Genomic DNA, 21191 nt, shown 5'->3' on the forward strand with positions numbered 1-21191 from the left:
CCCCACGGTGCGTCAGCACCGCGGACACCTCCCGCCCCCACACTTTCGGAGACCACAGCGTGATTCTGAAAACCCGCGCCCGGATCGCCCTCGCGACCGCCGTCGTGGCCGCCACCGTGCTGCCACTGTCCGGCGCCGTCCACGCCACGGCGGCCGACGGGACGTCAGCCGGCACCGCCGCCTACACGGGACTCCCCCAGGGGAGCAAGAAGACCAAGACACTGGTCATCGGCGTGGACGGCGCCACCTACGACGTCCTGGCCAAGACGCCGATGCCGCGGCTCAAGGGACTGATGGCGCAGGGGATGACCGCCACCAGCAACCTCTACGCCGACCCGTTCGCGCCCACCCTCTCCGCACCCGGCTGGGCCTCCATCGCCACCGGGGTGTGGCCGGACAAGCACGAGGTGACGAGCAACTTCTTCTGGGACACCAACTTCGAGGAATACCCCGACTACGCCACCCGGCTGGAGACCGCGGACCCCGCCATCTCCACCCTGACGGTGGGCACCTGGGAGCCCATCACCGACGAGATCTTCGGCGAGAAGACCGACCGGCGCATCGAGGGCGAGGACGACACCGACACCACGCGGACCGCCGCCGACTACCTGGCCCACGGCAACCCCGACTCCACCTTCGTCCACCTCAACGACGTGGACGAGGCGGGACACGACTCCGGCACCGCCAGCAGCGACTACACCGACGCACTCACCACGACGGACCAGCGGATCGGACAGCTCCTCGACGCCGTCGCCGCCCGGCCGGGCCGCGCCTCCGAGGACTGGCTCATCGTGGTCACCGCCGACCACGGACACACCGCGGAGGGCGGCCACGGTGACGACAGCCCCGCGGAGCGCAAGACCTTCGTCATCGCCAAGGGCGCCGGGATGCGCCCCGGTTCACAGCGCAACGACATCAAGCTCACCGACATCGCACCCACCGTCCTCACCCACGAGGGCGTCGCGATCAACCCGGCCTGGGGGCTGGACGGAGCGCCCATCCCCACCGTGACCCCCGACGACTTCGACAGCGTGCGCGGCGCGCTGCGCACCCGGGCGGACGAGACCGAGCCCGGAGCGGACGTCAAGGGCTGGACCACCACCCCGCCCCGCGGCTGGACGATCGACAACTCCCGGATGCCCGCGGGGGGTGTCACCGAATGGCGCGGCTGGTCCTTCGCCACCGACGAGTTCTGGACCAACACCGACCTCGGCCAGGGCCGTGAGGCCAACGTGCGCGCCCGTGACGTCTTCGCCGTGGCCGACTCCGACGAATGGGACGACAAGCCCCACGGTGACGGCCGGTTCGACTCGACCCTGGTCAGCCCGGCCTACCCGCTGCACGGATCCGGCGCCGTGAACGTCTCCTACGCCAACCACTACGAGATCGACGGACCGCAGACCGGAGATGTCTACGCGGTGTGGGACGGCGGCCAGCCGGTGCTGGTCAGGAGCCACCGCTCCGACTCCAACGCCGTCGAACACCTGAGGCTCACTCCGCCCCCGGGTGCCCGGTCGCTCCAGCTGCGGTTCCGCTACACCGGCGACAACAGCGCCTTCTGGACCGTCGACCGCGTCGCGGTGCGGCAGCCCACCGCCGCCCAGCCGTCCTCGCACTGACCCGCACGGTGGGGCCCGGGACCGTCCGTCCCGGGCCCCACCGCCGCCCCGACCAGCCGTCCGGGCCGTTCCCGGCCGCCACCCGCTTGGCACACTATTCATATGACGCCGCAGATGGGAGCCGGTCTCGGAAGCAGAGCCCGCATACCCGCACTACGCTCGGAGAAGAGGATCCGGTCGTCCGGAGGGAGGTACTCCCGTGTCGGTCACATCGTCCCGATCGTCTCCGGTCCCGCTGCCCCGCCACCGCGGCTGCCCCTTCGATCCGCCCGAGGAGTACGCGGGACTGCGCGAGGAGGGACGGGCCACCCCACTGGCCTTCCCCGACGGCAAGGCCGGCTGGCTGCTCACCCGCTACGAGGACGTACAGGCCCTGCTCGCGGACGAGCGGTTCAGCGCGGACCGCCGACGGGCCTCCTCCCCGGTCCGCTCCCTCCCGATCCGTGAGGAGGACTCCCGGCGGGTGGGGTCGTTCCTCGGTATGGACCCGCCCGAGCACACGCGCTACCGGCGGCTGCTGGCCCGGTGGTTCACGGTCCGGCGGATGCGCGGACTGCTGCCGGACATCGAGGAGATCGTCACCTCCCGTCTGGACGCGCTGGAACACGGCGGCCCGCCCGCCGATCTGGTGGCGGCGTTCGCCCGTCCGGTCCCCTCGCTGGTGATCTGCCAGTTGCTGGGGGTGCCGTACGAGGACCGGGCCGACTTCCAGCGGTGGACGTTCACCCTGTTCGGGATCGACCGGGAGGAGGCGGAACTCTTCGCCGCCCGGGACGCGCTGTGGGAGTACATGCGCGAGCTGGTGGCCGCCAAACGGCGGCGGCCGGATGACGCGCTGCTGTCCGGACTGGTGCACGGCGCGGACACCGCCGCCGACGGGGACGCCCCGCTGACCGACGAAGAACTGACCGGTGCGGGGCTGCTGTTGCTCGTCGCGGGACACGAGACCACCGCGAACATGCTGGGCCTGGGCACCTACGCGCTGCTGAGCCACCCCGGGCAGGCCGCGCTGGTGCGCGAACGTCCGGAGCTGGCCGACCACGCGGTCGAGGAGCTGCTGCGGTATCTGACCATCGCCCAGTTCGGCACCATCCGGACCGCCCGTGAGGACGTCGAGATCGCGGGGGTGCGGATACGCGCCGGGGAGACGGTGGTGGGCTCGCTCGCCGCCGCCAACCGCGATCCCTCGCACTTCCCCGTCCCCGACGACCTGGACGTCACCCGGGACGCCGGAGCGCACCTGGCCTTCGGCCACGGGATGCACCAGTGCCTGGGCCAGCACCTGGCCCGGATGGAGATGAGGACGGCGTTCCCCGCCCTCCTCCGCCGCTTCCCGGCACTCCGGCTCGCGGTGCCGCCCGAGCAGGTGCCGCTGCGGGACGACATGCTCGTCTACGGGGTGCACCGGCTCCCGGTCACCTGGGACCGGTGAGGGTGATGCGCGTCCGGGTGGACCGCGACCGGTGCCGGGGGGCCGGTCGGTGCGTCCTGGCCGCGCCGGAGGTGTTCGACCAGTCCGAGGACGACGGCCTGGTCGTGGTGGTGGGCGAACGGCCGCCGCCCGCGCTCCACGAAAGGGCCCGGCTCGCGGCACGGCTCTGCCCGAACAGCGTCATCTCCACGGTGGACACCGCCACCGTGGACGAGGACGGCCGGGGCACCGGATGAGACCGGCACCCCGCCCGGGCGACCCACCCGGTCAGGCGCAGGGGTGCAGCCAGCCGTGCGGATCGGTGTCCTCACCGGTCTGCCGCCGCAGCAGCGCCTCGCGCAGCCGCGTGGCCACCGGACCGGGCCGTCCGTCGGTGATCGTCCAGGAGCCGTCCACCGTCTTCACCTGGCCGACCGGGGTGATGACGGCGGCGGTACCGCAGGCGAAGACCTCGCTGATGGAGCCGTCGGCACAGCCGTCGCGCCAGTCGTCGACGCTGATCCGGGCCTCGCGGGTGGCGTAGCCCAGCTCCTCGGCGAGGGTCAGCAGCGAGTCACGGGTGACACCGGCCAGCAGGGTGTCGGTCAGCCGCGGGGTGACGATGGTGGCGTCGGAGCCGGTGCCGTACACGAAGCACAGGTTCATCACTCCCACCTCCTCGATCCACCGGCGCTCCAGCGCGTCGAGCCACACCACCTGTTCACAGCCCTGCTCCGCCGCCTCGGCCTGGGCGATCAGCGAACCGGCGTAGTTCCCGGCGCATTTGGCGGACCCGGTGCCACCGGGGGCGGCCCGGACGTAGTTCTGGGACACCCACACGGACACCGGCTCGACACCGCCGGGGAAGTAGGCACCGGCGGGGGTGGCGATGACCACGAAGAGATAGCTGGCGGCCGGACGGACGCCCAGGGAGTTCTCCGAAGCGATCATGAACGGCCGCAGATACAGCGTGTGTTCGGGCTCTCGCGGAACCCATCCGGCGTCCTCGCGGACCAGCAGCTCGCACGCCTCGACGAAGGTCGCCACCGGCAGTTCGGGCATGGCCAGCCGACGGGCGCTGAGCTGGAAGCGGCGGGCGTTCGCCTCGGGGCGGAACATGGCCGCGGTCTTGTCCGGCTGGGCGTACGCCTTGAGCCCCTCGAAGATGGCCTGCCCGTAGTGCAGGGTCATGTTCGAGGGGTCCATGGGGATCGGTGCGTAGGGCTCCAGCCGGGCGTTGTGCCATCCGTGGTCGGCGGTCCAGGCGATGGTCACCATGTGGTCGGTGAAGTGCCGTCCGAAACCGGGCGCGGCCAGGATCGCATCGCGCTCCGCGGCGGGCCGGGGTGAGGGATGGGGGTGCCGCTCGAAGGTGAGGTGAGGTGGTGTCACGCCGCGTCCTCGCAAGCGCTCGGGCCTGTTGCCAGGCGGAGTGGGGGTGGGGGGTACGGTCCGCGCCGCGGTCGGCCGGTCCGGTGGCGTCAGCGGGCGAGATGGCGGCTGATGACCAGCCGCTGGATCTGGTTGGTCCCCTCGAAGATCTGCATGATCTTCGCCTCGCGCATATAGCGCTCGACGGGGTAGTCACGGGTGTAGCCGTAGCCGCCGAAGACCTGGACCGCGTCGGTGGTGACCTTCATCGCGGCGTCGGTGGCGACGAGTTTGGCCACGCTGGCCTGGCGGCCGTAGGGGCGCCCCCGGTCACGGCGGCGCGCGGCGTCCAGGTAGGCGGCGCGGGCGGAGTCGACGGCCGCGGCCATGTCGGCCAGCAGGAAGCCGAGCCCCTGGTGGTCGATGATCCGGCGGCCGAAGGTGGTGCGTTCATGGGCGTAGTCGACGGCGGCGTCCAGGGCGGCCTGGGCCAGTCCGGTGGCGCAGGCGGCGATGCCCAGACGGCCGGAGTCCAGGGCGCTCAGCGCGATGTGCAGTCCCTGGCCCTCGTCACCGATGAGCCGCTCGGGCCCCAGGAGGGCGCCGTCCCAGAAGGCGGTCGTGGTGGGGATGGCGTGCAGCCCCATCTTCTCCTCGGGGCGGCCGAAGGTGAGGCCGTCGGCCCGCCCGGGAGCGAAGAAGCAGGATATTCCGTCGCTGCCGGGGCCGGTGCGGGCGAACAGGGCGTAGAAGCCGGCCTTGCCGCCATGGGTGATCCACGCCTTGGCGCCGTTGATCCGGTATCCGCCGGGGTCCTTGTCGGCGCGGCAGCTCAGGGCCGCCGCGTCCGACCCGGCCTGCGGTTCGGACAGGCTGTAGCCACCGACGAGACGCCCCGCCAGTACGTCCTCCGCCCAGGTGGCACGCTGCGCGTCGGTGCCGAACGTGAGCAGCGGGAAGGAGGCGAGGGTGTGGACGCTGACCGCGACGGCCACCGCCGCCCAGCGTGCGGCCAGTTCCTCCAGCACCTGGAGGTAGACCTCGTAGGGCTGGGCGCCCCCGCCGTACTCCTCGGGGCAGGGCAGGCTCAGCAGTCCGGCCTCGCCGAGCAGCCGGAACAGCCCCTCGGGGTAGCGCTCGGCGCGTTCGTGCTCCTCCACGCGGGGGCTGAGTTCCTTGTCGGCGATGTCCCGGACGAGGTCGATCAGATCCTCGGCTTCCCCGGTGGGCAGCAGACGGTCGACGGGCATGGCGGCTCCTGGGCTGGGCGTACGGATCAGGCGGAAACGGCCGTGGGGGTGCTCAGTCCGGCGAGGGCGTCGCGGGCCTGGTCGCGGAAGTCCGCGATACGGGCCAGCTTGATGTCCTCGTAACCACGGATGCCCTCGGCGAGCCGCACCAACTCCTCCACCTCGGCGGTGTTGTCCGGGGTCAGATGGGTCAGGGCGGTCCGGACCAGGTTCCGGTACTCCTCGATCAGGGCGCGCTCCTCGCGGCGGAGCCGGGCGTAGCCGAAGATGTCCAGCCGGGTGCCGCGCACCCGGCGCAGGGCGTACAGGGTGCGGAAGACGGCGGGGGCGGAGCGCCGCAGCCGCAGCTTGCGCTTCATGCCCATGGCGCGCAGGAGGGGCGGGTGCAGCATGACGGAGACCGAGGCACCGGGGCCGAACTCCTCGGTGACCTTGGCGCGTTCGACGGTGTCCAGGTGCAGCCGGGCCACGTCGTACTCGTCCTTGTAGGCCATCAGCTTGTGCAGACCGTGGGCGTAGGCCAGGGCGATGCGCTCGCCGTTCTCCTCGCCCGCCCGCTCGCGGGCGGTGGCGGCCACCTGCCGTACATCGGCGGTGTACTGCCGGGCGTACGCCTCGTTCTGATAGCCCATCAGGTCGGTGCCGCGCAGCGCCACCGTCTCCTGGAGCCGTCCGCCCGCGCCGACGGCGGTGGCGAGGGTGCGTGCCACCGGGGCGATGTGCACCACGGGCCGTTCGGGGGCGGCGGTGGCGCGCCGTACGGCCTCGGGGTCGATGACGGCGGCGCGCCCCCAGGCGAAGGCCGCCAGGTTGGTCTCCACGGCGGCGCCGTTGAGGCGGATGGCGTCCTCGATGGCACGTGCCGAGAGCGGCAGGCAGCCGCTCTGGAAGGCGGCTCCGATCAGCAGGGTGTTGGTCGGCATATGGTCGCCGAAGACGGCCTCGGCGAGGCCCTGGGCGTCGAGGTGGACATTGGCCTCGGGGCGGGTGGCGGAGGCGATGCGCTCCAGGGAGTCGTCCGGGGAGCCGGGGACGACGACCCGGTTGGTCACCATGGCGGCGGTGGGCACGATGGCCGTGTTGACGATCGCGATGGTGTGTCCGGGGCGGGCGACCTGGAGGTTGCTGTCGGCGGCGGCGCCGAGCAGGTCGAAGCCGAGCAGGACGTCGGCGGTGGCGCGGGAGGCACGCAGCGCACCGGTCACCGGTGTGCTGGAGATGCGTACGTCGCTGACGACGGGACCGCCCTTCTGGGCCAGTCCGGTCTGGTCGAGCCCGGCGGCGTGGCGGCCGTCGAGGTGGGCGGCCATCTGGAGGATCTGGGAGACGGTCACCACACCGGTGCCGCCGATCCCGGGCATCCGCACCAGGGTGTCGTCCACGTCGACCGCGGGGACGGGGTCGGTGAGCTCCACCGGGAGCCGCGGGACGGCGCGCCGCCGCTTGGTGGCCTCCTGGGCCCCGGCCTTGGGTTCGACGAGCAGGAAGGACGGGCAGTCGCCCTTCAGACAGCTGAAGTCGGAGTTGCAGGACGGCTGGTGGATCCGGGTCTTGCGGCCGAACTCGGTCTCGACGGGGTGGACCGACAGACAGGTGGACACATCGCCGCAGTCGCCGCAGCCCTCGCAGACCCGCTCGTTGATGACCACCTTCTCGGCGGGGGTGGGCAGCTCACCGCGTTTGCGCAGCCTGCGCTCCTCGGCGGCGCACCGGTCGTCGTGGATGAGGACCGTGACGCCCTCGGTGGCGGCGAGGGCCTTCTCCGCCGCGGGCAGGTCGTCGCGGTGGCGGACGGTGGCGATCGGGTCCAGGCGGATGCCCCGGTAGTCCTCGGGCTGCGCGGTGGTCACGACGACCTTGCGCACGCCTTCGAGGGCCAGCCAGCGGGTCAGGGCGGGGACGTCCAGACGGCCTTCGGCGCGCTGTCCGCCGGTCATCGCCACCGCGTCGTTGTACAGCAGCTTGTAGGTCATGGTGACGCCCGCGGCCACCGCCGCCCGGACGGCGAGCGATCCGGAGTGGTGGAAGGTGCCGTCGCCGAGGTTCTGGACGAAGTGGCGGTCGTCGGTGAAGGGGGCCAGCCCGATCCACTGGGCACCCTCGCCGCCCATCTGGGTGAGCCCGATCTGGTGGCCGCGGCCGGCGCCGTCGAGGGCGATCATCACATGGCAGCCGATGCCCGCCCCGACGAGGGTGTCGCTGTCGGTGCGGGTGGAGGTGGAGTGCGGGCAGCCGGAACAGAAGTACGGGGTGCGGGCGGAGAGGGTCGGCAGGGAGATACGGGCCGCGGGCTTCGGCGCGAGGGAGGCCAGATGGGCGGTGGCGGTGCGCGGCAGCAGCTCGGTCCCGATGCGGTCGGCCAGGGCCCGCGCGACGTGTTCGGCCTCCAGGGTGCCGCGCGCGGTGAGCAGCGGACGGCCGTCCTCGCGGTGGCGGCCGACCACGACGGGGGCGTCCTTGGTGCCGTAGAGGGCCTCCTTCAGATGTCCTTCGAGGAAGGGCACCTTGTCCTCGACGACGAGGACCTGGTCGAGGTCGCCGGTCATGGCGACGAGGTCCTCGGCACACAGCGGGTACGGCATCCCCAGCCGGATCAGCCGGAGCCCGAGCGTCTCCATGGCCGCCTCGTCGATACCGAGGTCGGCCAGAGCGCGCTGGACCACGGCGTAGGAGGTGCCGGAGGCGACCACGCCCAGGGTGGCGCGGGGGGCGCTGTAGGTGATCCGGTTCAGACCGGTGTCACGGGCGTAGGCACGGGCGAGGCCGAGGCGGCGGGTGAGCATGTCGAACTCGGCGTCCAGGGACGCGGGCCCGACGAGGGTCGGGAGGGTGCCGCGGGTGGTCCGGCGCGGGGCGGGGATGTCGGGGACGATCCCGTCGAGGTCGACGGTGGCCGAGGCGTCGGCGATATCGGCGACGATCTTCAGCCCGGTCCACAGTCCGGTGGCGCGGGAGAGGGCGACGGCGTGCAGCCCGAACTCGATGATCTCGGCGATGGAGCCGGGGGCGAGCAGCGGCATCGCCAGGCTCTGGCACATCGGCTCGCAGGAGCTGGGCACGGTGGACGACTTGCTGGCCGGGTCGTCGCCGATCCAGGCCACGGCGCCGCCGAGCGGGGCCGTACCGGCCACCGTGGCGTGGCGGATGGCGTCGGCCGCCCGGTCCAGACCGGGGTTCTTGCCGTACCAGAACCCGGTGACGCCCTCGTGGCGGCTCCCGGGCACCTGGTCCAGCAGCTGGGTGCCCGCCACCGCGGTGGCGGCCAGTTCCTCGTTGAGACCGGCCTGGAACACCACCCCGGCGGGGTCGAGGAAACGCTGGGCGCGGCCCATCTCCAGGTCGACGCCGCCGAGCGGCGAACCCTGGTAGCCGCTGACGAAGGCGCGGGTGTCCAGTCCGCGCTCCTCGTCGAGGCGGCGCTGTTCCAGCGTCAGCCGGACCAGTGCCTGGATGCCCGAGATCAGCACCCGGCCGCCGCGGGCCGTGTACTTGTCGTGCAGCGATACCGCGGCAGGTTCGGTGCTCACTCGAGCCTCCTCGTCGTCGTGGGGTTCGAGCGTTCAGGACAGCAACACCTCCCCCGGGGGCACAAGTAAGTTGCGAGAGATTGGTTCGAGGACGCAAAGGATTCCGCGATTGTGACGGTCTCGGTAAAATTAATTGCATCCAACAGGGGCTGCGGAGGGTGTGCCGATGACCGAGATAGACCAGGTGGACCGCCAACTGCTGCGCATGCTCCGCGAGGACGGGCGTCGTACGTTCTCCGAGATGGCGCCCGAGGTGGGGCTGTCGGTGGCGGCGGTCAAGCGCCGGGTGGACCGGCTGCGGGAGAGCGGGGTGATCACCGGATTCACCGTGCAGATCGACCACACCAAGCTGGGCTGGGGCATCGAGGCGTTCGTGGAACTGTCCTACACGGGCACCACCCCGGTCGGGGAGATCGTCCGCACCGCCTATGAGGTCCCGGAGGTGCAGGCGGTGTTCACCATCGCCGGTGACCCGGACGCGCTGGTGCATGTGCGCGTACGGGACATCGAGCACCTTCAGCAGATCATCGACGGACTGCGCCGGGCCGGGCAGGTCACCGGCACCAAGACACTGATGGTGCTGGGCTCCTGGACCCGCACCGCCTGAGCGGGCGGGCGGCCCGGAGCGTCCCGCGGCGGACTCAGTCCGGGCGGCCGGTGGCCGCCACCGTCACGCCCAGACCGACCATGGCGAAGCCGCCCGCTCCCCCGATCATCGACAGGCGGCGCTCGGAGCGGCCGAACCAGTTGCGGGCGGCCGAGGCCGTCAGCCCCCAGAGGGTGTCGGTGACCATGCCGATACCGATCGGCACCAGTCCGAGGATCATCATCTGGGTGGGCAGCCCACCGGCCGAGTGGTCCACGAACTGCGGCAGGGTGGCGGCGAAGAAGACGAGGCCCTTGGGGTTGGTGACACCCACCATGAACCCGTCGGCGATCGTGCGCAGATCACCGCGGGCGGGCTGTCCCGACTCCTCCGCGGTGACCAGCTTCATGTCCTTGCGGTGCCGGAACGCCTGGACGCCGAGGTGGACCAGATAGGCGGCGCCGGCCAGCTTCACCGCCATGAAGACCGCCGCGGACCGTTCGACCAGCGAGCCCAGGCCGAACGCGACGGCCACGACGAGGAGATAGGAGCCGAGCGTGTTCCCCAGGACGGTCGCCATCACGGTGCGACGGCCGTGGGCCAGCGCCCTGCCGATCATGAAGAGCACACTCGGGCCCGGGATCACGATCACCAGCAGTGACATCGCGGCGAACTCGAGCAACCGGTCGGTGAACATCGCGGCCCTCACCTCCACACCGTGGTGTGCGCCGGACTCCCGGCGCGCCACGTCTTCCGGGTGAGCGATCATACCGGTGGCGGCCGTGGGCGACCGGGCCCCCGTCACCCGGTCCACCGCCTCAGCCCAGGGCGATCTCCCGCTGCCGCAGCGCCTCGACCGCCGGGCCGTACATCCGGGCCTTGATCTGGCCGAGAGTGGGCCCGGCCTTGGCGGCGAGGGGGCGCGCGATCTCGATGGCGGCCGCCCGGACCCCTTCCTCGCCCTCGGCGCGGTCGACGATGGCGGCGGCGAGCGCGTCATCGCCGCCGTAGCGCCGTCCGGTGGTCATGGCCTCGTGGGCCACCTGAGGGGTCAGCCGGGACTGGATGAGGGCCGCCATCCCGTCGGTGAAGGGCATGGCGATGTCGACCTCCGGCAGACACCACCAGCCGCGGTCGGCCCGCATCACCCGGAAGTCATGGGCGAGCGAGAGCATGGCCCCGGCCGCGAAGGTGTGCCCCTGGAGGGCGGCCACGGTGACCACCGGCAGGGTGAGCACCCGGGCCATCAGGTCCTGGGCGCTGACGAGGTAGTCGCTCGCCTGATCGGAGTGGGCGAGCAGCCACTCCAGGTCGAGGCCGTTGGAGAAGAACTTGCCGGTGGCCGCGGTCACCAGGGCACGCGGTCCCTCCTCCTTCTCCACCTCGTCCAGCAGCGCGCCGACCGAAGTGATCCAGTCGGGGTGGAATCGGTTCTCGGTGTCCCCGAGATCGAGGACGAACACCTCGTCGTGGCGCTCCAGCGTAGGCATGACAGCTCCTTCGGGCAGAGATCATCTGGATGGGGGTGATACGGGGTACGGCGGTGTGCCGGGAGGACGGCGGTGCGGGGTCCCGGAGACGGGCCCCGGCGGTCACGGCCGCAGGGCGCGGCTCAGCAGATCGTGGATCTCCTCGGCCGCGGCCTCGAGCGGGGTGATGCTCTGCTCGGCCCGGCACATGATCACCGAGCCTTCGACCGCGGCGATGATGAAGGCGGCCAGCCGCCGGGACCGCTCCTCGGACAGTCCGTTGCGGAGGAACATCCCGGCGAGCGCCCCCTGCCAGCGGCCGAAGACCTCGGCCGCGGACCGGGCAAGCTGCGGGGCGTCATGGTTGGTCTCCACCGCGACCGCCACGATGGGACACCCGGCCCGGAACTCGCTGTCGACCAGCCGGTCACGCCACAGGGCGAAGAAGGCGTCGATCGCCTCCAGCGGATCGTCGGCCCGGGCGGCCGCCTCGATCATTCCGGAGATCACGTCCCCGGCGAACGCCACGGCCTCGTCGATGAGTTGTGCCCGCCCCCGGGGGAAGTGGTGGTACACCGAGCCCCGGGGCGCACCGCTGTGGGCCAGCACCCGGTCGATGCTGGTGGCACTGGCGCCGTACTCCCTCAGCAGGGCGACAGCGCTGGCGATCATCCGCTCCCGGGTCTCGGATCTGCGCGGACCCATACCAGGACAGCACCTCCCTCTGCGGTCGCCGGTCCGTCCGACACACCGACCCTACTGGTCGGTAACTATAGTGGATGGCATAGCCCATGGAAGAGGCGCGGCGGATTTTCCCGCTCCCGGCGCTACCCGTGAGGGCTGAGCAGAGCGGTGAGCATGTCCCTCAGCCAGGGCCGCAGGGTGGTGAGGTCCGGCTCCAGCAGCAGCCTGGTGGCCGCCGCGTCATGGACGGTGACGACCGCGGCGGTGAGGGCTTCGGGGTCCCGCAGGGCGGGCGGCATGGCGGTGAGATCCACCGCCCCCACGACGACGGGCTGGAGCGTCTCGCGGATGGCCTCGCGGTGCCGGATGAGCGCGGCCGCCGTCTCCGGATCACGGGCGGCGTGCAGCAGGAAGTCGGTGCGCACCAGGACCCAGGTCCGGTCGATGAGCAGGGCGCTGATGACCCGGTCCAGCAGGGACGGCAGCCCCTCGTCGGGGGTGGCACCGGCCAGCGCGGCGTGCACCTGGGTCATGGTGTGCGCGGCCTGCTGCTCATAGAGGGCGAAGAACAGCTCGTCGAGGCTGTCGAAGTTGGAGTAGAAGGCGCCCCGGGTGTACCCGGCCGTCTCACAGATCTCCTCGATGCCCGCACGGCCGAAGCCGCGCTCCGCGAACACCGAGAGCGCGGCGGCGAGCAGGCGCTCCCGGGTCTCGGCACGTCTGCGGGTGACACGTGCGGGGGTGCCGTCCGCCCGGCGGCCGGTGCGCAGCGCCCGCCGGTCGAGTGCGCTGTTACTGACGTCAGCCATGCGCCCATCCTAGCGTTCGATACATGAACGCATCCGATACACTCATGTATCGAAACGGGGACCGTCGAACGAACGCAGTCGCAGTGAGGAAGTGCAGTCGAGTGAGCCAGGCGGACACGGACCGCGAGGATCGCGAGCGCGAGGACCAGGAAGAGCGCACGGATCAGGAAGGGCACGCGGGCCGGGACGAGGGCGCCGGCCAGGACGAGGGCGCGGGCCAGGACGAGGCCGGGGAGCGGACGGAGAGCGCCACGGTCCCGGAACCGCGGGCCGAGGAGCCACGGACGGAGCCGAAGCCGACCGGTGACGCCGCCCCGGACGGCTTCTGGTCCGAGCTGCGCGCCGCGGTCACCCCGCGGATGGTGGCGATGATCGCGGGCGCGCTGCTGTTGCAGCTGGGCTTCGTCCTGTCCTACGTGGGCGCCTTCCACCACCCCCAGCCGCACCGGGTCCCGATCGCGGTCGTGGCGCCGCAGCAGACGGCGGAGCAGGTGGTGCGGAAGATCAACGCGATCCCGGACCAGCCGGTGAAGGCGACCGCCGTCGCCGACGAGAAGGCGGCCCGCGCACTGCTGGGCGACGGGGAGACCAGTGGCGCGCTGATCGTGAACCCCCGGTCGCACAACGACCGCCTGCTGGTGGCCGGCGCCGGGGGCGCGTCCACCGCGAACGCGGTGGAATCGGTGATCACGCAGGCCGAGAAGAGCCAGAAGCGCACGGTCTCGGTGACCGACGCGGTCCCGCCCCAGTCGGGGGACGCCCGGGGACTGAGCAGCTTCTATCTCGTGGTGGGCTGGACCGTGGGCGGCTATCTCCTCGCCGCGCTGCTCGGTGTCTCCAAGGGCGCCCGCCCCTCCTCGGTCCGGCGCGCCGGTGCGCGTCTGCTGGCGGCCGTACCGTACGCGGTGCTCTCCGGTCTGGGCGGCGCGCTGATCGTGGGCCCGGGGCTGGGTGCCCTCAATGACCACTTCCTCGCCCTGTCGGCGCTGGGCGCGCTGGTGGTCTTCGGCGCGGCGGCCGTCACCGTCGCCTTCCAGGTCCTCTTCGGCGTCCTGGGGATCGGCGTGACCGTGCTGCTGTTCGTGGTGCTGGGCAACCCCAGTGCGGGCGGGGCGTACGGCACCGATCTGCTGCCCCCGTTCTGGCGCACGATCGGTCCCGCGCTGCCCAACGGCGCGGCCACCCACGCCGTTCGCCACCTGGTGTACTTCTCCGGCCACGGCATCGCCGCGAACCTGGCGGTGCTCGTGACCTACGCGCTCGGCGGGGTGCTGGCCACCCTTGTCGCCGCCACGCTGATCCACCGGCGGATGTCCCCCGAGCTGGATCCGGCGGGCGCCCGCGCCTGACCGGAGGATCACCCCGGCCCGGGTCCGTACCGCTCCCCCGGTACGGACCCGGGCCTCGTCATGCGACCCGTGGGTCAGGCGGGTGCCTCGGACCGTTCCGCCTCCTGCGGGGCGGGGACCAGGCCATCGTCCACCAGCCCCGCGAACACCGCCGCGCCCAGCGTCTGCACCGCCGACTGCGGGCGGACCATCACGGTGAACTCCCGGATCCTGCCCTCCTCGTCGAACTGGAGCAGGTCGATGCCGTGGATCTCCTTGCCGTTCACCGTGGCCCGGAACAGCAGGACGGCCGACGGCAGCACGGCCCCGTCGGAGCTGGTCTGTGCCGTGCCGTCGAAGTGTCCGACGTAGCGGAAGTCCTCGAAGGTGCGCAGCAGGACACCGAAGAGCCCCAGCACCATGGGTTTGCCCTCGAACGGGGTGAACTTCACCGGGCTGTAGAACCGGATGTCCTCGGTGAAGAGGTCCTCCAGGGCCGCCGGGTCACCGTTCTCGACGGCGGCGCGGAAGCGGTCTGCGGTCGTCATGGCGAAGCTCCTCCCACTCATGAGACCGCGTCCGCGGCTACTCATGAAGATGATTAGTCATTTTCTTGAGTATCATGAGGGACGGCCCGGGGAACAGGGTCCGGGAACGGAACGGGAACGGCGCGGGAGGAGAACGGACCGATGGCATTGCGTCATGCCGTACTGGCGGCGCTGCTGCACGAGGAGCTGAGCGGCTATCAGCTGGCCAAGGCGTTCGACACCGGAGTGGCGAACTTCTGGCACGCCCTGCCGCAGCAGCTGTACGCCGAGCTGACCAGGCTGGAGGCCGACGGTCTGGTCGCCGGCCGTGAGGTGGTGCAGGACAGCCGCCCCAACAAGCGGCTGTTCACGGTCACCGACGCCGGCCACGCCGAGCTCGAGCGCTTCGCGGCGGCCACCGCCAAGCCCTCGTTCATCCGGGACGACCTGATGGTCAAGGTCCAGGCCGTCGACCATATGAGCGCCGACGCGGTGATCGCGCAGCTGCGGGAGCGGCTCGCGTTCGCCGAGGCCAAGATCGAGCTGTTCGGCTCACTGCTGCGGACCCTGCGCGGCGACCGGGACGAAGAGGAGTTCCTCCGCCACGGCGACCGGATCGGCCCCTATCTGACCTGTCTGCGCGGGCTGGCCTTCGAGGAGGGCAACCGGGACTGGTGTCTGCGCGGTGTGGCGGTGCTGGAGGAACGGAGGGCGGCCCGTGCCCGGGGATGAGTATCTGCGGTACGTCGCCCTCGGCGACAGCCAGACCGAAGGGCTCGGCGACGGCGACGACACCACCGGGCTGCGCGGGTGGGCCGACCGGCTGGCGGAGCGGATCGCGGTCCACCACCCCGGGCTGGCCTACGCCAACCTGGCGGTACGGGGCCGGGTCGCCGCCGAGGTGCACACCCAGCAGCTCCGCCCCGCGCTCGCCCTGCGCCCCGATCTGGCCACCGTCGTCGCCGGGATGAACGACCTGCTGCGGCCGCGCTTCGACGCGGACGAGACGGCGGGCCATCTGGAGGCGATGTTCGCCGGACTCACCGCCGCGGGCGCCCGCGTGGCCACGCTCACCTTCCCCGACATCGCACGGATCACCCCGCTCGCGCGCCCGCTCAGTCCCCGCGTCGAGGCCCTCAACCGGCGGATCCGCGCCGCCGCCGCGCGTCATGGCGTGGCGCTCGCGGAGACCGCGCACCACCAGGTGGTCACCGATCCGCGGCTGTGGAGCGCGGACCGGCTGCACGCCGCGCCACTCGGCCACGACCGGATCGCCGCCGCCGTGGCCGACGCCCTCCGGCTGCCGGGGAGCGACGCCGCCTGGGCGCTCCCGCTGCCCCCGCCGGACACCCCGCTTCCGGTCGGATGGCGGGCCCTGGGCACCGAACTGCGCTGGGCCGGGTCGTTCCTCGGCCCCTGGCTCGGCAGACGGCTGCGGGGGCGCTCCTCCGGCGACGACCGCGTCGCCAAACGGCCGGAGCTGCTGCCGGTGGCGTCCCCCCGGGGCCTCTCGGCACCGTGAGTCCGCCACCGGCTCGGACCGGTTCACCGGCGCGGCGGTCTCATACCCGACGGTGTTCCGCCCGGCACCTCAACAGAGTGGTGGCGATGGTCACTTGGGCGGGATCGAGAGCGGTCTCGCCGTCCTCGATGTCCCACAGGGCGTTCTGGAGCACCCGGCCGAGCGTCCAGCCGACCGCCCGCCGCCGGTCCACTCCGACGGCCTCGGTCAGCACGTCGAAGCGGCGGAGCACCGCACGCGGTACGTCGCCGGTGGCCACCACCTCCTCCCACCGGTTGCGCAGCGCGGGCAGCAGCTCGAACCCGGGGTCCCCGGCGATCGGTTCGGGGTCGATGACCAGCCAGGGCTCCCGTTCCCCGGCCAGCACGTTGTCGTAGTGCAGATCCCAGTGCAGCAGCCGGTCCCCCGGCTCACCGGTCAGCTCGGCGACGGCGGACGCGCAGGTGCGCACCAGCCGCCGTTCGGCGGGGTCGCTCAGCGCCGGGACCGCCCGTGGCACCTCGTCGAGCATCGCGGTGGCGATGCCGGACAGCCCGCGCATCCCCTCCGGGGCGGGGACGGCGGCCAGCCGGGCCAGCAGTCCGGCCAGGACGCACAGCGCCTCATGGTCATCGGAGACCGAGGACAACGGGCGGTCGGCGTCCAGCCGTTCCAGCAGCTGGGTGCCGCTCTCCTCGTCGTGGCCGAGCAGCCGCACCACGCCCCGGCCGCGCCACGCGCGCAGTCCCGCGGGAACACCGGCGGTCTCCTCCCGGAGGCGCTGGAGCTTGAGGACGGCCGGGGTGCCGTCGTCCTGGCGGACGGGCAGGACCAGCGAGGCCATACCGTGCGCGGGCGGGCCGTCCGGCCGCAAGCCCCAGCGGTCCAGGAACTCATCGCCCAGCCGGGGCAGTCGGGCCAGCCAGGCCCGTTCCTCGGGGCCGTGGGCACCGTAGGACGCGATGAACGCGTCGGGGACGTCGAAGCGGGTCGACGTGGTCATGCGAAAGCTCTCCTTCGTGGTGTCGGAACCCGGGAGCGCGCTGGCGCAGCCGGTCGCCGGAATCGGCGTGCGACGGACGAAGGAGTCGGCGGGGGTGCCCGCGGCGCGGGCAGGCGTCACAGCATGTCCCCCACCCTACGCACCCCCGCCCGTGCGCAACTCCCCTGCGCGGTCGGGCGAAAAGGGCAGGAGAAACCCACCCGGGGCGCACCATAATCAGCGCCATGAGTGACCAGCCATCCCCCGTACACGCCCTGCTCGTCATCGATATGCAGACCGCCTTCGTCTCCGGTCCCGGGGCCGTACCGGACGCCGCGGGGCTGCTCGAACACGTCTCGGACCTGCTGGACCGGGCGCGGGCCGCCGGGGCGCTGGTGGTCCATCTGCAGAACGACGGGCCGCGGGGCGAGCCGGACGAGCCGGGGACACCGGGCTGGGAGCTGTTCCTGCCGGTGGTGGAAGGGCCGCGGGAGGTCGTGGTCCGCAAGGCGGAGGACGACGGTTTCCACGGAACGCCCCTGGCGGAGTTGCTGACCGGGGCGGGGGTGCGGGCGCTCGCGGTGTGCGGGGTGATGTCCGAGATGTGTGTGAGCGCCACGGCGCGCACCGCGCTGGAGCGGGACCACCGGGTGGTCCTGCCGCACGACGCCCACGCGACGTACGACGTTCCCGGGGTGGCGGGCGTCAGTGCGCCGGTCCCGGCCGCGCTGGCGTCACGGGCGGCCGAATGGGCGCTGGGCGACGAGATCGAGCTCGTGGCGCGGGCCGCCGACGTCACCTTCGGCACCTCCCCGGGAACGGCCGTGGACACGGTGATCCAGGGGCGCGCCGTCCGGCTGCGCCGCGCGGTGCCCGGGGACGCGGAGCGGTTCGGTGAGATCCTCGGCCATCCGGCCGTGGCCCGCTGGTGGGGGGACGCGCACGAGGGGGCGGCGGAGACGTGTCATCCGCCGGAGGGCGTCCACGGCTACGCCATCGAGTCCGGAGGCACGGTGGTGGGGCTGATCCAGTCCTGCGAGGAGAACACCCCCGAGTACCGCAGCGCGGGGCTGGACATCGCGGTCCACGCGGACTGGCACGGGCGGGGCATCGGTGGCGACGCCCTCCACACGCTCGCCCGCCATCTGATCGAGGTGGCCGGACACCACCGGCTGACCATCGATCCGGCGGTGGACAACGAGCGGGCGATCCGGCTCTACCGGCGGCTCGGCTTCCGGCCGGTGGGCGTCATGCGGCAGTACGAGCGGCGCCCGGACGGCACCCTGCGCGACGGACTGCTGATGGATCTGCTCGCCACCGAGCTGGTGGCGCCGGACCACATCTGACCACGGGCGGGGCCGGACGGGTCGGCCGTGGATCCGGCCGGACCCCGGTCAGCCCGGGACGTCGTCCCACTGGTCGAGCAGGTCCTCCTCGTCCAGCGGCGGGGCGGCCACGCCGGTCAGGGGCAGCTCAGCCCAGATGATCTTCCCGTTGGGGGTGTAGCGGGTGCCCCAGCGCTGGGCGAACTGGGCCACCAGGAACAGCCCGCGTCCGCCCTCGTCGGTGGTGGCCGCGCGGCGCAGATGCGGTGAGGTGCTGCTGCTGTCGGACACCTCCACGATCAGGCTGCGGCCGCGCAGCAGTCGGACCCGGATGGGGTCGGAGCCGTAGCGGATGGCGTTGGTGACCAGTTCGCTGAGGATGAGCTCGGTGGTGAAGCCGACCTCCTCCAGCCCCCAGCCGGCCAGCCGGCGGTCGGCCTCGGTACGGATCCGGGCGACGGCGGCGGGTTCGGAGGGGATGTCCCACTCGGCCACCGCGTGCGGGTCCAGCAGCCGGGTGCGGGCGATCAGCAGGGCGATGTCATCGCTGGGGTGCGGGGAGGCCATGATCTCGAAGACCGCCTGGCAGGTCCGCTCGGGGCTCCGCTCGGGGTGCCCGGCCAGGGTGGCCTTGAGCATGTCGAGCCCGGCGTCGACATCGCGGCCGCGGTCCTCGATGAGGCCGTCGGTGTAGAGCACCAGCCGGGTGGCCTCGGACAGCCGCAGCTCGGCGGTCTCGACGGGCTCACCGCCCAGGCCGAGCGGCGGGGCGAGCGGGACCTCGGGGAAGGTCACCGTGCCGTCGGGGTGGGCCACGGCCGGACCGGGGTGGCCCGCCCTCGCCATCGTGCAGTGTCCGGTGACCGGGTCGTAGATGGCGTACAGACAGGTGGCGCCGGTGATGGCCGGGGCGTCGTTGTCCTCGGCGGCCTGGTCCTGGTCGAAACGGGTCACCAGTTCGTCGAGGTGGCCGAGCAGTTCGTCGGGCGGCAGGTCGAGCGCGGAGAAGTTGTGCACGGCGGTGCGCAGCCGCCCCATGGTGGCGGCGGCGTGCAGACCGTGGCCGACCACGTCGCCGACGACGAGGGCGACCCGGGCGCCGGGCAGCGGGATGACGTCGAACCAGTCACCGCCGACCCCGGCCTGGGCGGGCAGATAGCGGTGGGCCACCTCCAGGGCGTCCTGCTCGGGCAGTCCCTGGGGCAGCATGCTGCGCTGGAGGGTGACGGCCATGGCGTGCTCGCGCGTGTAGCGGCGGGCGTTGTCGATGGCCACGGCGGCGCGGGCGACGAGCTCCTCGGTGAGCGCCACGTCCTCCTCGTCGAAGGGCTCGGCCTTCTCGGAGCGCCAGAAGGTGGCCAGCCCCAGCGTGACGTCCCGGGCCCGCAGCGGAACGGTGATCATCGAGTGGATGCCGTAGTCGACGATCCGCGCGGCCTGCTCGGGATCCTGCACCTGCCAGCCGCCGAAGGCGCGCAGATCCGCCTCGAGCACCGGTCGTCCGGCGCCGAAGCCGAACGCCTGGGGCGCACCGCTGACGTAGGTGATCAGCTTGCCGATGCGCCACAGCGGGTGATCGGGCCGGACGCCGCTGGTGGCGGTGCGGCGCATGACACTGCCCGCGGGTTCGTTGCCGCGCATCACGGGTTCCACCAGATCGACGGTGGCGTAGTCGGCGAACCACGGGACCGCGAACTCGGTGAGCTCCTCGGCGGTCCGGACGATGTCCAGGGTGCTGCCGATCTTCGCACCGGAGTCGTAGAGCAGCCGCAGCCGCTTCTCGGCCACCTCGGCCTTGCCGGACAGATCGCGCAGCTCGGTGGTGTCGCGCACGGTGGTGACGGTGCCGGACTGGCCGCCCTCCCAGCCCGTGGGCCGCTGGTTGACCGCCAGCAGCCGGTCCCCGGCCAGATGCACCTCGTCGGTGGCCAGCCGCCCGGAGCTGAGCAGCTCCTCGGTGCGCGGATCCAGGCCCAGCCCGGAGACATGGCGGCCCTCGGCGTCCGGGGGGAGGTCCAGCAGCCGCCGGGCCTCGTCGTTGGCCAGCACCAGACGGCCCTGGTCGTCGACGATCAGCACCCCTTCGCGCACGGAGTGGAGCACCGCGTCATGGTGCTCGTACATCCGCATCATCTGGGCCGGGCCCAGTCCGCGGGTCTGGCGCCGCAGCCGCCCGCCGACCAGCGCGGTGCCCCCGGTGGCGAGGGCGAGGGCACCGGCGGCGGTGCCGAACACCAGGGGCAGCTGGTGCTTGACCCGGCCGCTGACGTCCTTGGCGGTCATCCCCGCGCAGACCACGCCCACGACCTTCCCGTCGGCCGCGCGGATGGGCACGGTGGCCTGCACCTCACGGCCGAGGGGGCCGTCCACAGTCTCGGTGACCACCTTGCCCCGGACGGCGGGCTGCCAGTCGGCGACGACCTCCTTGCCGATGTACTGCGGCAGGGGGTGGGTATAGCGGATGCCGTGCGTGTTCGCCGCCACCACGAAGTCCAGGCCGGCCCGTTCGCGGGCCATCTCGGCCCGGGGCTGGAGCACCGCGCTGGGGTTGCTGGAGGTCATGGCCGTCGCGGTGCCGGGTGAGGTGGCGAAGGTCTGGGCGACGGCGGTGGAGCGGTTGATGGCTTCCTGTTCGCTGTCGTTGCGCGCCTGGAGGACCAGGGCCACCGTCGCGACGACGATGAGCACGACGACGAGGACCACCTGTACGGCGAAGACCTGCCCGGCGATGCTGCGCATGCCCAGCAGTGAGCGGAGGCGCCGCCGGGAGGGGACGTGCCCGGACCGCCTCGATCGACCGAA

The 21191-nt window shown here is 72.4% G+C and carries 18 protein-coding genes and 1 pseudogene; 9 read left to right on the forward strand and 10 right to left on the reverse strand.

Going from position 1 to position 21191, the window contains the following annotated elements; translation table 11 throughout:
* The first annotated feature begins 59 nt into the window (after nt 1–59).
* From AC07FT_RS23580 to AC07FT_RS23590, 3 genes are all read left to right on the forward strand, one after another.
* A complete protein-coding gene (locus tag AC07FT_RS23580; protein WP_479177962.1) occupies nt 60–1619 on the forward strand; it encodes an alkaline phosphatase family protein in 1560 nt (519 codons plus the stop codon).
* 199 nt (nt 1620–1818) lie between these two features.
* Nucleotides 1819–3051 (forward strand): cytochrome P450, encoded by a 1233-nt coding sequence (locus AC07FT_RS23585; RefSeq protein WP_479177963.1) that lies wholly within the window; start codon nt 1819–1821, stop codon nt 3049–3051.
* Nucleotides 3052–3056: 5 nt separating this feature from the next.
* Nucleotides 3057–3287, forward strand: a complete 231-nt coding sequence (locus AC07FT_RS23590) for a ferredoxin (RefSeq protein WP_479178033.1) — start codon at nt 3057–3059, stop codon at nt 3285–3287.
* A 31-nt stretch (nt 3288–3318) separates the two neighbouring features.
* Here the strand turns inward: AC07FT_RS23590 and AC07FT_RS23595 are convergent, their stop codons facing one another.
* The 3 genes from AC07FT_RS23595 to AC07FT_RS23605 all read right to left on the reverse strand — a co-directional run bounded on the left by AC07FT_RS23595 (nt 3319) and on the right by AC07FT_RS23605 (nt 9178).
* Nucleotides 3319–4422, reverse strand: a complete 1104-nt coding sequence (locus AC07FT_RS23595; protein ID WP_479177964.1) for a branched-chain amino acid aminotransferase — start codon at nt 4420–4422, stop codon at nt 3319–3321.
* 89 nt (nt 4423–4511) lie between these two features.
* The gene (locus AC07FT_RS23600) at nt 4512–5651 is read right to left on the reverse strand and encodes an acyl-CoA dehydrogenase family protein (protein WP_479177965.1); all 1140 of its coding nucleotides are present in this window, start codon (nt 5649–5651) and stop codon (nt 4512–4514) included.
* Between the two features lie 26 nt (nt 5652–5677).
* A complete protein-coding gene (locus AC07FT_RS23605) occupies nt 5678–9178 on the reverse strand; it encodes an indolepyruvate ferredoxin oxidoreductase family protein (RefSeq protein ID WP_479177966.1) in 3501 nt (1166 codons plus the stop codon).
* 166 nt (nt 9179–9344) lie between these two features.
* Between AC07FT_RS23605 and AC07FT_RS23610 the strand changes: the two genes are divergently transcribed.
* Entirely contained in the window at nt 9345–9785 is a 441-nt protein-coding gene (locus AC07FT_RS23610; RefSeq protein WP_201880467.1) for an Lrp/AsnC family transcriptional regulator, read from the forward strand.
* Between the two features lie 34 nt (nt 9786–9819).
* On the opposite strand, the gene AC07FT_RS23615 is transcribed toward AC07FT_RS23610, so the two are convergent.
* The 4 genes from AC07FT_RS23615 to AC07FT_RS23630 form a co-directional block, all read right to left on the reverse strand.
* Nucleotides 9820–10461 (reverse strand): LysE family translocator, encoded by a 642-nt coding sequence (locus tag AC07FT_RS23615; protein ID WP_479178034.1) that lies wholly within the window; start codon nt 10459–10461, stop codon nt 9820–9822.
* Between the two features lie 121 nt (nt 10462–10582).
* Nucleotides 10583–11254 (reverse strand): enoyl-CoA hydratase-related protein, encoded by a 672-nt coding sequence (locus AC07FT_RS23620; protein WP_479177967.1) that lies wholly within the window; start codon nt 11252–11254, stop codon nt 10583–10585.
* A 102-nt stretch (nt 11255–11356) separates the two neighbouring features.
* Complete coding sequence (locus AC07FT_RS23625; protein WP_479177968.1) at nt 11357–11938, reverse strand: TetR/AcrR family transcriptional regulator; 582 nt, start codon at nt 11936–11938, stop codon at nt 11357–11359.
* A gap of 122 nt (nt 11939–12060) precedes the next feature.
* Nucleotides 12061–12726 carry a TetR/AcrR family transcriptional regulator gene (locus tag AC07FT_RS23630; protein WP_479177969.1) on the reverse strand — a complete coding sequence of 222 codons (666 nt, stop codon included), beginning with the start codon at nt 12724–12726 and terminating at the stop codon, nt 12061–12063.
* Between the two features lie 101 nt (nt 12727–12827).
* Here AC07FT_RS23630 and AC07FT_RS23635 point away from each other — a divergent pair, with 101 nt between their 5' ends.
* Nucleotides 12828–14075, forward strand: a complete 1248-nt coding sequence (locus AC07FT_RS23635; protein ID WP_479177970.1) for an ABC transporter permease — start codon at nt 12828–12830, stop codon at nt 14073–14075.
* 74 nt (nt 14076–14149) lie between these two features.
* Here the strand turns inward: AC07FT_RS23635 and AC07FT_RS23640 are convergent, their stop codons facing one another.
* Nucleotides 14150–14602 (reverse strand): nuclear transport factor 2 family protein, encoded by a 453-nt coding sequence (locus tag AC07FT_RS23640; protein WP_479177971.1) that lies wholly within the window; start codon nt 14600–14602, stop codon nt 14150–14152.
* A 141-nt stretch (nt 14603–14743) separates the two neighbouring features.
* Between AC07FT_RS23640 and AC07FT_RS23645 the strand changes: the two genes are divergently transcribed.
* Together AC07FT_RS23645 and AC07FT_RS23650 are read left to right on the forward strand one after the other, a co-directional pair.
* Nucleotides 14744–15313, forward strand: coding sequence for a PadR family transcriptional regulator (locus AC07FT_RS23645; protein WP_479177972.1), 570 nt, complete (start codon nt 14744–14746; stop codon nt 15311–15313).
* Complete coding sequence (locus AC07FT_RS23650) at nt 15300–16103, forward strand: SGNH/GDSL hydrolase family protein (protein ID WP_479177973.1); 804 nt, start codon at nt 15300–15302, stop codon at nt 16101–16103. Before AC07FT_RS23645 ends, AC07FT_RS23650 begins: the two co-directional genes overlap by 14 nt.
* Before the next feature lie 40 nt (nt 16104–16143).
* Here the strand turns inward: AC07FT_RS23650 and AC07FT_RS23655 are convergent, their stop codons facing one another.
* Nucleotides 16144–17085: an aminoglycoside phosphotransferase family protein gene (locus AC07FT_RS23655; protein ID WP_479177974.1), complete on the reverse strand. Its 942-nt coding sequence runs from the start codon at nt 17083–17085 to the stop codon at nt 16144–16146.
* Nucleotides 17086–17309: 224 nt separating this feature from the next.
* On the opposite strand from AC07FT_RS23655, the pseudogene AC07FT_RS23660 reads away from it, so the two are divergent.
* A pseudogene (locus AC07FT_RS23660) lies at nt 17310–17741 on the forward strand (isochorismatase family protein); the annotation flags it as partial.
* A 156-nt stretch (nt 17742–17897) separates the two neighbouring features.
* A complete protein-coding gene (locus AC07FT_RS23665) occupies nt 17898–18410 on the forward strand; it encodes a GNAT family N-acetyltransferase (RefSeq protein WP_479178035.1) in 513 nt (170 codons plus the stop codon).
* Between the two features lie 48 nt (nt 18411–18458).
* Here the strand turns inward: AC07FT_RS23665 and AC07FT_RS23670 are convergent, their stop codons facing one another.
* Complete coding sequence (locus AC07FT_RS23670; protein ID WP_479177975.1) at nt 18459–21128, reverse strand: SpoIIE family protein phosphatase; 2670 nt, start codon at nt 21126–21128, stop codon at nt 18459–18461.
* Nucleotides 21129–21191: the final 63 nt, after the last annotated feature.

It is taken from the genome of Streptomyces sp. NPDC045899, assembly GCF_056431485.1.

Coding starts and splice junctions, on each gene's coding strand:
- AC07FT_RS23590 (WP_479178033.1), top strand. CDS start 3,057: ATGCGCGTCCGGGTGGACCGCGACCGGTGCCGGGGGGCCGGTCGGTGC.
- AC07FT_RS23600 (WP_479177965.1), bottom strand. CDS start 5,651: ATGCCCGTCGACCGTCTGCTGCCCACCGGGGAAGCCGAGGATCTGATC.
- AC07FT_RS23610 (WP_201880467.1), top strand. CDS start 9,345: ATGACCGAGATAGACCAGGTGGACCGCCAACTGCTGCGCATGCTCCGC.
- AC07FT_RS23615 (WP_479178034.1), bottom strand. CDS start 10,461: ATGTTCACCGACCGGTTGCTCGAGTTCGCCGCGATGTCACTGCTGGTG.
- AC07FT_RS23620 (WP_479177967.1), bottom strand. CDS start 11,254: ATGCCTACGCTGGAGCGCCACGACGAGGTGTTCGTCCTCGATCTCGGG.
- AC07FT_RS23625 (WP_479177968.1), bottom strand. CDS start 11,938: ATGGGTCCGCGCAGATCCGAGACCCGGGAGCGGATGATCGCCAGCGCT.
- AC07FT_RS23630 (WP_479177969.1), bottom strand. CDS start 12,726: ATGGCTGACGTCAGTAACAGCGCACTCGACCGGCGGGCGCTGCGCACC.
- AC07FT_RS23640 (WP_479177971.1), bottom strand. CDS start 14,602: ATGACGACCGCAGACCGCTTCCGCGCCGCCGTCGAGAACGGTGACCCG.
- AC07FT_RS23645 (WP_479177972.1), top strand. CDS start 14,744: ATGGCATTGCGTCATGCCGTACTGGCGGCGCTGCTGCACGAGGAGCTG.
- AC07FT_RS23655 (WP_479177974.1), bottom strand. CDS start 17,085: ATGACCACGTCGACCCGCTTCGACGTCCCCGACGCGTTCATCGCGTCC.
- AC07FT_RS23670 (WP_479177975.1), bottom strand. CDS start 21,128: ATGCGCAGCATCGCCGGGCAGGTCTTCGCCGTACAGGTGGTCCTCGTC.